The following is an 8,553-nucleotide window of genomic DNA, read 5'->3' on the forward strand; positions in this document are numbered from 1 at the left end:
CCATGTCGCGACGCCTCCTTCTGCTGCTGTGCCTGCCGTTCGCGCTCGGCGCGCGCGCGGCCGACGATCTCGATGCGATGAACGCGGTCAGCGCCGCCTGGGGGCGCTATGCGGAACTGGCGCCGGAGGAGGATCCGGCGGTGGTCGCGCTGTATTCGGGCGCGCATCTGCGGCATTTCGGTTTCCTGCGCGATGCCGCGCTGTACGCCTCCGCCGAGCAGGTGCGCCGCCTGCCGCCGTGGGACCGGCTGGTGGTGATGGCGCTGCGCCTGCATGCGGATGCCGATGCGCTGGCCGCGCTCGACGAGCGCGGGGTCGCGACGCTGTGCTGGCGCAAGCGGATCTGCTCGGTGTGGATGCGGCATGCGGACGCCCGGCCGGCCGCGCTCAGCCACGTGACCCTGATCGGCGCCGACCGCGCGGTCGGCGAGGTCGGCGCGCCGGACGGCGAGCAGTTCTTCTTCGGGCCCGATTTCGTGCGCGAGGACGGCGCTTGGCGGATCGAACCGGAGGCGCTGTCGAACGAGCTGTCGGCGCTGATCGCCGAACAGGGGCGCACGGTCGGCGAGCGCGCGCTGCTCGAGCACCTGCTGGGCGATACCGTGGGCGGCGAGGGTGCCGAGCCGCCGTCGCTGGTCACGGTCGAAGGCCCGCTGCGCGAGGATGCCGCGCAGCGCACGCGGCTCAACGAACGCTGGCCGGCCTACGACACCGCCTTCCGCCGCCGCCTCGCCGCGCTCGAGCGCAAGGCGGAGGACGGCGACCCGCTGGCGCTGTGGCAGCTCGGCGCGCTCACCTACGCCGGTCACGAGCCCCTGGTGCGCCGCGACCGCGAGCGCGCGATCGCGCTGCTCGAACGCGCCAGCGAAGCCGGCCACGCCAAGGCCGCCAGCGCGCTGCTGCAGGCGCTGGTCGAAGGCGACGCGCCGCCGGACGCGGCAACCCTGCGCCGCCTGCTGCCGCACGCGCAGCGCGCGGCCGAGGCCGGCGATCGCGACGCCATGCTGGCGCTGTCCAACTTCTACAGCGAAGGCGCGGCCGGCCTGCCGCTGGACTGCCGGCGCGCGGTGGAGTGGATCGAACGCGCGGAAGACGCGGGCCTGGACGTCGCGCGCAACAATCGCGTGTGGCTGCTGGCGACCTGTCCGGTCGACGGCCAGCGCGACCCGCCGCGGGCGCTGGAGCTCGCGCGGCACCTGATCGAGCGGCGCGCCGAACTGCACAGCAGCGAACTCGACACCGTCGCCGCCGCTTACGCCGCCAACGGCGACTTCGCCCAGGCCGTCGCCTGGCAGCAGGACGCGATCGCGCGTCTGCCGGCCGACGCGCCGGCGCCGGTGGCCAAGGGCATGCGCGCCCGCCTGGCGCTGTACCGCCGCGGCCGTCCCTACGTCGACCGCGACTTCGACCTGACCGGAGGGCCCGCGCGATGAGCCTGCCGTCGGATGCGATCGACGCCGCGGCGCCGCTGGCGCCCGCCGACGGCGGCTGGCAGATGCTGCCGGCGCGCGCGCGGCCGCTGTTCGTGCTCGGTGCGCTGCCGCTGGCGCTGGCGGTGGCGGCGCCCGCGTTCGCGCTGTCGGCGCTGTTCGACCTGCCGCGCCTGCTGCTGGTGGGGCTCGCGCTGCTGGCGGGGCTCGCGTTCGCGGTCGGCTTCGGTCTGCGCAGCCACCGCTACGCGCGCTGGCGGCTGGATGCGCAGGGGCTCGCGATCCGGCGCGGGCGCTCCTGGCTGCGCGAGACGCGCGTGCCGCTCAACCGCGTGCAGCACCTCGATCTGAAGCAGGGTCCGCTGCAGCGCGCGCGCGACCTGGCGACCCTGGTGGTCTACACCGCCGGCACCCGCCACAGCGCGGTGCATCTGCCGAATCTCGACGCGGAGGACGCGCGCCGCCTGCGCGACGTGCTCGGCGAGCAGATCGACCATGACGACGACGCCTGAGCCCGCGGCGGGCGCGGCGCTCGATCCGGTGATCGCGGCGGGCGCGGCCGAGCACCGGCTGCATCCGATGTCGTGGCTGTTCGTGCTGCTGCAGCAGTTGCGCCACTTCGTGCTGCCGCTGGTGGTGCTGTTCGTGTTCGGCCGCGGCGACCGCAACGAGCTGTGGGGGCTGATCGGCGTCGGCGTGCTGGCGCTGGTGTCGGTGTGGCAGTACTTCACCTATCGCTACGGCGTGGCCGGCGACCGGCTGGTCGTGCGCAGCGGCCTGCTGGAACGCAGCCTGCGGGTGATTCCGTTCGCGCGCATCCACAACGTCGCGCTGCGCCAGAGCCTGCTGCACCGGCTGTTCGGCGTGGCCGAGGTGCGGCTGGAATCGGCCGGCGGCACGCGGCCGGAAGCGGAGATGCGCGTGCTCAAGCTGCAGGACGCGCTCGCGCTCGAATCGCTGATCCGCCGTCGCGGCGCGGAAGCGGCCACCGCCGAGGGCGCATCCGCCGGGACGCCGCGCGCGCTGCTGTCGATGCCGCTGGCGGAAGTGGTGCGGCTGGGCCTGATCTCCAACCGCGGCATGATCGTCGTCGGCGCCGGTTTCGCCGCCGTCGCGCAGTTCGACGAGCGTCTGCTCGGCGACGGCATGGAGTGGCTCGGGCGCCGGATCGCCGGGTCGGTCGATCTGGCGCATTTCGGCCCGCGCGATTACGTGCTCGGCGCGCTGGCGCTGATCGTGGCGGCGGTGGCGGCGCTGCGCATGTTCTCGGTGGCGCTGGCGCTGCTGCAGTACCACGGTTTCACCCTCAGCGAGGACGGCGCGCGGCTCACCGTCGAGCGCGGCCTGCTGGCGCGCCTGCGCACCAGCGCCGCGCGGCGCCGGATCCAGGCGTGGACGCTGCGCGAGAGCGTGCTGCACCGCCTGTTCGGGCGCCGCACGCTGAGCGTGGACACCGCGGTGACGGAAAACGGCCAGCAGGGCGAAGGCCGCGCGCTGCGCGAGCTGGCGCCGGTCGCCACGCCGGCCGCGTGCGATGCGCTGATCGAGCACCTGCTGCCGCGCGCGCGCTGGCGCGAGCTGGCGTGGCAGCCGCTCGCCACCCGCCACTGGTGGCGGCTGTGGTGGCCATCGCTGCTGGTCGCGGGCGCGCTGGCGGCGGCGCTCGGATGGCGGTTCGGCGCGCCGGGCGCGCTCGTCCTGCTGTGGCTGCCGTGGTCGGCGCTGGTCGCCCGGCGCCATCTGCGCCATGCCGGGTACACGCTCGACGAGCACGTGATCGCGGTGCGCGAAGGCTGGTGGAGCCGGCACTGGCGCTGTGCCGAAGTCGACAAGCTGCAGGCCCTGCGCCTGGCGCAGAACCCGCTCGACCGTCGCTGCGGCACGGCGACGCTGTGGCTCGACACCGCCGGCGCCGGCCCGTTCTCGCCGCCGCTGCGGATCCGCTTCCTGCCCGCGGCCGAAGCGCGCGCCCTCTACGACGCCCTCGCCGCGCGCATGGCGGCGCGGCCGATGCGCTGGTGACGGGCTGCAGTCAGAAGCCCCAGTAGCCGAGCTCGCGGCGGATCTGCAGCGCGCGCCACCAGGCCGTCATCGGCTTGCGGCGCAGGCGGCCGAGTTCGCCGCGCAGGAGGGCTTCGGTGGCAGCGATGACGCGCTCCGAGCTGCGGCCATCGCGCCAGGGGTGGATGGCGTCCGCGTAGGCGGCGATCGCTTCGCGCAAGCTGCGGTCGGGCGCGAACGCGCGCGCCAGCATTTCCGGCAGCCGCGCCGGATCGTCGAAATCGAGCATGTGCGGCTTCGGCGCGCGGTTGCGGAACGTCACCACCGGCTTGCGCTGCACCACGAACTCCGACACGACCGAAGTGGTGTCGGCCACCAGCACGTCGGCCGCACGCTGGGCGACGATCAGCTGCTCGGTCTCGACGAACGCCGCGTTCGGGCCAGCGAGCGCGCGGTAGCGCTCGAACAGCGCCGGTACGCACTTGGGATGCAGGGTGAGCAGCCAGTAGCGCTCGCCACGCGCGATCTCCGCGGCGATCGCATCGTGCAGATGCGGCGCCGCGCTCAGGCGTTCGGTGAAGGTGGAGGCGAACAGCACCACCGGCCGGCCGTGGGCCGACGCCCGCAACGCTTGTGCTTCGCGCTGCACCGGCGAGTCGGCCTGGAACAGCGGATCGAGCTTGGGCCATCCGGTCTCGACCACGGCGAAATGGCCGTGCCGGCGCGCCAGTTCGCGGAACGGCGCGGTGGTCGCCGGCCCCTGCGTGCAGTACAGGTCGAACACGCCACGGATGCGGAAGTGGCCGCGCGCGTCGCCGCGCTTTTCGACGTTGAAGCCGTGGAACAGTTGCACCTTGGCGCCGCGGACGAACGTCGGCACGTCGTTGGCGGCGCTGAACACCGCGCGCGGACGCAGCGCCACCGCCTGGCGCACGTCGAGCGCGGGCACGCCGGACAGGCGCGCGCCGGCCGCGCCGCGCACCAGCAATGCGTGCGGGCGGTGCCCGGCGGCTTGCAGCGCCTCGGCCAGCGGCTGCAGGATGGGCAGTCCGTAGCGCTCGGTCGCGAACAACAGGAAGTCCGCCATCAACGCGTCCCCGACCCGCACGCGGGTTCCGATCTCGGCCTGCATTATCGCGTTCAACGAAGCCGACCGGATCGGCGACTGCCTCGACTCGCTCGCGTTCTGCGACGAGATCGTGGTGGTCGACTCGCACTCCACCGACGCCACCGCGGCGATCGCCCGCGACCGCGGCGCGCGGGTGATCGCGCGCACGTTCACCGGCTTCCGCAGCCAGAAGCAGTTCGCGATCGAGCAGGCCGCGCACGACTGGGTGCTGTGCCTGGATGCCGACGAGCGCGTGAGCGATGCGCTGCGCGAGGCGATCGAGGCCGAACGCGCGCGCGGTTTCGAGGGCGCCGCCGGTTACCGCTTCGCGCGGCTGTCGAATTACTTCGGCCGCTTCCTGCGCCACGGCAACGCCTACCCCGACCGTGTGCTGCGCCTGTTCGACCGCCGCCGCGGCGGCTGGCGCGGCAGCCGCGAGGTGCACGAGGCCGCGAGCGTGGACGGCCCGGTGCGCACGCTGCGCGGCGACCTGATCCACTACCCGTACCGCTCGCTGTCGCAGCAGCTCGCCAAGACCCAGCGCTACGCGCGGATGATGGCCGAACACGAGTTCGCGCGCGGCAAGCGCGCCACGCTCGCCAAACTGGTGCTGTCGCCGGCCTGGCGCTTCTGGCGCGGCTACGTGCTGCGGCTCGGCTTCCTCGACGGCTGGCACGGGCTGGTGTACGCCTACGTGCGCGCCAACTACGTGCGGCAGAAGGCGATCATGCTGTGGATGCTGCAGCGCGGCCTGCCGGTGGACGACCCGCCGCGCGACCGCGCGACGTGAGCGGGCTCGGTCACCCCCACATGACAACCGGCACTGGACCGCCGAGAATGCGCGCCTCGACCGCCGTGCCCGGCAGGCCCACTCCGCATGAAGCGCATCCTCGTGACCGGCGGCGCCGGTTTCCTCGGTTCCCACCTCTGCGAGCGCCTGATCCGCGACGGCCATGAAGTGCTGTGCGTGGACAACTTCTTCACCGGCCGGCGCCGCAACGTCGTGCACCTGCTCGAGCATCCGTACTTCGAGCTGATGCGGCACGACGTGTGCTTCCCGCTCTACGTCGAAGTCGACCGCATCTACAACCTGGCCTGCCCCGCCTCGCCGGTGCACTACCAGTTCGACCCCGTGCAGACCACCAAGACCAGCGTGCACGGCGCGATCAACATGCTGGGCCTCGCCAAGCGGGTGAAGGCGCGCATCCTGCAGGCCTCCACCAGCGAGGTGTACGGCGATCCCGAAGTGCATCCGCAACCGGAGAGCTACTGGGGCCGGGTCAACCCGATCGGCCCGCGCAGTTGCTACGACGAAGGCAAGCGCTGCGCCGAGACGCTGTTCTTCGACTACTACCGCCAGCACCGGCTCGACATCAAGGTCGTGCGGATCTTCAACACCTACGGTCCGCGCATGCACCCCAACGACGGCCGCGTGGTGAGCAACTTCATCGTGCAGGCGTTGACCGGCCGCGACATCACCATCTATGGCGACGGCCAGCAGACCCGCAGCTTCTGCTACGTCGACGATCTCATCGAAGCCATGGTGCGGATGATGGAAACGCCGGCCGGCTTCACCGGTCCGGTCAACATCGGCAACCCGGGCGAATACACCATGCTGCAACTGGCCGAGACCGTGCTGCGGCTGGTCGGCGGCCGCTCCCGGCTGGTGTTCAAGCCGCTGCCGGCCGACGATCCGCGCCAGCGGCAGCCGGACATCGCGCTCGCGCGCGAGAAGCTCGGCTGGACGCCGACGGTGCCGCTGGAAGACGGCCTGAAGGAAACCATCGCCTACTTCCGCCGCCTGCACGAGGAGGAGGGCCTGCCGGCATGAGCGCAGCATCGACCACCTTCGCGGTCGTCGTCACCTGCTACAACTACCGCGCGTTCGTGATCGAAGCGGTGGACAGCGCGCTGGCGCAGACGCGCGCGCCGCTGCAGGTGATCGTGGTCGACGACGGTTCCACCGACGGTTCGCCCGAGCTGCTGCGCGAGCGCTACGGCGATGATCGGCGCGTGGAGCTGGTGTGCGGCCCCAACGGCGGCCAACTGATCGCATTCCGGCGCGGACTGGAGCGGGTGCGCGCCGACGTGGTGTGCTTTCTCGACGCCGACGACCGCTGGGGGCCGGAGTACCTCGCACGCATCGGCGCAGTGTACGACGCACGCCGCGACGTCGACTTCGTGTTCTCCGACCTGCATCTGTTTGGCAACGAAACCGGCCACGTGGCCTACGCGAAGCGCGCGCAGGATCTGGGCTACACCGCGGTCAGCACCTACGTGTACGGCTACTGGTACGGCGCGCCGACCTCGGCGCTGTCGCTGCGCACGCCGTGGGCCGCACGCTGCCTCGATCTGCCGGCCGAGGCGATGGCGAGCTGGCGGCTGTCGGCCGACAACTGTCTGGTGTTCGGCGCCAGCGTGCTCGGCGCGCGCAAGTACTACCTGCCGACCGGGCAGGTCGGCTATCGGATCCACGGCAACAACGGCTGGTGGTCCAGCCGCGGCGCGGTCAGCACCTATTTCAACCGGATGCGCTCGCGCGCGCTGATCAACGTCTACGGACAGCGCGTGGGATTCGATCCGGTGTTCGCGCCCGACCTCGCGCGTTTCGAGTTCAAGACCAAGCCCGAACCCGACTGGGCCGAGCTCAAGCGCTACGCCGGCCTGATGTGGCGCGCGCCGGCGCCGGTATGGAAGCGGCTCGAACGCGCCGCGCGCGTGCTGAGCACGCCGTTGCGCGGACGCCGGCGCCGCTGACATGCGGCTGCTGCTGACCAACTTCCACGGCGGCGACGGCGGCGGCCACACGACCTATCTGCTGGCGCTCGCGCGCGGGCTTCTCGCGCGCGGGCATGCGGTGCATCTGGCGGTGCCGGCGGGCAGTCGCCTGCATCGCGAAGGGCAGGCGATCGCAGGGCTCCGGGTGCACGCGCAGACCTATCCGAACGGCCTGCGCGGGCTGCCGCGCTGGCCGGCGGCGAGGCGGCGGCTGCGCGCGCTGCTGCAGGCGCACGGCATCGAACTGGTCCACGTCAACGGCACCGCCGATCACCGTCTCGCGATCGCCGCGCTGCGCGGGCTGCATCCACGTCCGGCGCTGGTGTGGACCAAGCACAACTCCAAGCCGGTGCGCAGCCTTGGCCACCGTCTGCGCGCGCGCCGCACCGACCGCGTGCTCGCGGTCAGCGCGCATACCGCGCGCCAGCTCGCCGCCTCGCCGTACGGCTGCTGCGCGATCGACACCGTTCCCAACGGCGTCGACCTGCAACGCTTCGCGCCGTGGCCGCCGGAAGCCGCGCGCGCCGCGCGTCGGCAATGGGTGGAGCGCGACGACGCGCTGGCGCTGGGCAGCAATGCCGGCACCGCCGATTACAAGGGCTGGCTGGATCTGGTCGAGGCGCTGGCGTTGCTGGAGCCGCACGAGCGCGCGCAGGTGCGGGTGCTTCTCGCCGGCAAACCGCCGTCGGCGGAGGCAAGCGCCCGCGTCGAGGCGCTCGGCCTGGCCGCGCAGGTGCGGTTCGTCGGCCTGCTGGACGACGTGCGTCCGTTCATCGCCGCGCTCGATGCCGGCTTCGTGCTGTCGTGGGACGTGGAGACGATCTCGTTCGCGTGCCGCGAGATGATGGCGATGGGCAAGCCGGTGCTGGTGTCCGACTACGCGGGTCTGCCCGAGAACGTCGAGCCGGGCCGCGACGGCTGGATCGTGCCGGTACGCGACCGCGGCGCGATCGCCGCCGCGATACGCGCGATGCTGGCGCAGCGCGAGCGGCTTGCGGCCATGGGCGCGGCGGCGCGCGCGCATGCCGAGCGCGAGTTCGGCCTTGCGCGCTTCGTCGAGCTCACCGAGGCCGCCTACCGGCGCGCGCTGGCCGCCGCCGCACACTAGGTGTGAAGCTTCAATAGGTTGTTTCGGCGGAGCGCCAAGCGGGTGATGGGTGGCTGACCGCCGAGTGCGCTGTGTGGGCGGTGACAGTTGTAGTGATGCAGCCAGTCCTGCAGCGCCTCGCGGCGCTG

9 protein-coding genes are annotated in these 8,553 nt (G+C 72.6%); 7 read left to right on the forward strand and 2 right to left on the reverse strand.

Annotated elements, in window-relative coordinates; genetic code table 11:
* Window positions 1–2: 2 nt before the first annotated feature.
* The 3 genes from FQY64_RS07260 to FQY64_RS07270 are packed head-to-tail and all read left to right on the forward strand — an operon-like array spanning window position 3 to window position 3,452.
* Window positions 3–1,433, forward strand: a complete 1,431-nt coding sequence (locus tag FQY64_RS07260) for a tetratricopeptide repeat protein (protein ID WP_146473392.1) — start codon at window positions 3–5, stop codon at window positions 1,431–1,433.
* A complete protein-coding gene (locus tag FQY64_RS07265) occupies window positions 1,430–1,942 on the forward strand; it encodes a PH domain-containing protein (protein ID WP_229814945.1) in 513 nt (170 codons plus the stop codon). The genes FQY64_RS07260 and FQY64_RS07265 overlap by 4 nt, the downstream gene beginning before the upstream one ends.
* The gene (locus FQY64_RS07270; protein ID WP_146473394.1) at window positions 1,926–3,452 is read left to right on the forward strand and encodes a PH domain-containing protein; all 1,527 of its coding nucleotides are present in this window, start codon (window positions 1,926–1,928) and stop codon (window positions 3,450–3,452) included. The genes FQY64_RS07265 and FQY64_RS07270 overlap by 17 nt, the downstream gene beginning before the upstream one ends.
* Before the next feature lie 10 nt (window positions 3,453–3,462).
* Here FQY64_RS07270 and FQY64_RS07275 read toward each other — a convergent pair whose 3' ends face one another.
* Entirely contained in the window at window positions 3,463–4,521 is a 1,059-nt protein-coding gene (locus tag FQY64_RS07275; RefSeq protein ID WP_186760887.1) for a CDP-glycerol glycerophosphotransferase family protein, read from the reverse strand.
* On the opposite strand from FQY64_RS07275, the gene FQY64_RS07280 reads away from it, so the two are divergent.
* From FQY64_RS07280 to FQY64_RS07295, 4 genes are all read left to right on the forward strand, one after another.
* Window positions 4,517–5,329, forward strand: coding sequence for a glycosyltransferase family 2 protein (locus FQY64_RS07280; RefSeq protein WP_146473396.1), 813 nt, complete (start codon window positions 4,517–4,519; stop codon window positions 5,327–5,329). The two genes, FQY64_RS07275 and FQY64_RS07280, sit on opposite strands and share 5 nt — an antisense overlap.
* A gap of 87 nt (window positions 5,330–5,416) precedes the next feature.
* Window positions 5,417–6,370: a UDP-glucuronic acid decarboxylase family protein gene (locus FQY64_RS07285; RefSeq protein WP_146473398.1), complete on the forward strand. Its 954-nt coding sequence runs from the start codon at window positions 5,417–5,419 to the stop codon at window positions 6,368–6,370.
* Window positions 6,367–7,296 (forward strand): glycosyltransferase family 2 protein, encoded by a 930-nt coding sequence (locus tag FQY64_RS07290; RefSeq protein ID WP_146473399.1) that lies wholly within the window; start codon window positions 6,367–6,369, stop codon window positions 7,294–7,296. The genes FQY64_RS07285 and FQY64_RS07290 overlap by 4 nt, the downstream gene beginning before the upstream one ends.
* Window position 7,297: 1 nt before the next feature.
* The gene (locus FQY64_RS07295; protein ID WP_146473401.1) at window positions 7,298–8,425 is read left to right on the forward strand and encodes a glycosyltransferase; all 1,128 of its coding nucleotides are present in this window, start codon (window positions 7,298–7,300) and stop codon (window positions 8,423–8,425) included.
* Here the strand turns inward: FQY64_RS07295 and FQY64_RS07300 are convergent.
* Window positions 8,422–8,553, reverse strand: a 132-nt coding sequence (locus tag FQY64_RS07300) for an integrase core domain-containing protein (protein WP_146473403.1), incomplete at its 5' end; no start/stop codon positions are given. The two genes, FQY64_RS07295 and FQY64_RS07300, sit on opposite strands and share 4 nt — an antisense overlap.

Origin of the sequence: Vulcaniibacterium thermophilum (assembly GCF_007923255.1) — a bacterium.
Taxonomy (GTDB): Bacteria; Pseudomonadota; Gammaproteobacteria; order Xanthomonadales; family Xanthomonadaceae; genus Lysobacter_F; species Lysobacter_F thermophilum.

Bases quoted from the DNA above. Each gene is read 5' to 3' on its own strand.
- FQY64_RS07290 (WP_146473399.1), top strand. From the start codon at position 6,367: ATGAGCGCAGCATCGACCACCTTCGCGGTCGTCGTCACCTGCTACAAC.
- FQY64_RS07285 (WP_146473398.1), top strand. From the start codon at position 5,417: ATGAAGCGCATCCTCGTGACCGGCGGCGCCGGTTTCCTCGGTTCCCAC.
- FQY64_RS07270 (WP_146473394.1), top strand. From the start codon at position 1,926: ATGACGACGACGCCTGAGCCCGCGGCGGGCGCGGCGCTCGATCCGGTG.
- FQY64_RS07260 (WP_146473392.1), top strand. From the start codon at position 3: ATGTCGCGACGCCTCCTTCTGCTGCTGTGCCTGCCGTTCGCGCTCGGC.
- FQY64_RS07265 (WP_229814945.1), top strand. From the start codon at position 1,430: ATGAGCCTGCCGTCGGATGCGATCGACGCCGCGGCGCCGCTGGCGCCC.
- FQY64_RS07295 (WP_146473401.1), top strand. From the start codon at position 7,298: ATGCGGCTGCTGCTGACCAACTTCCACGGCGGCGACGGCGGCGGCCAC.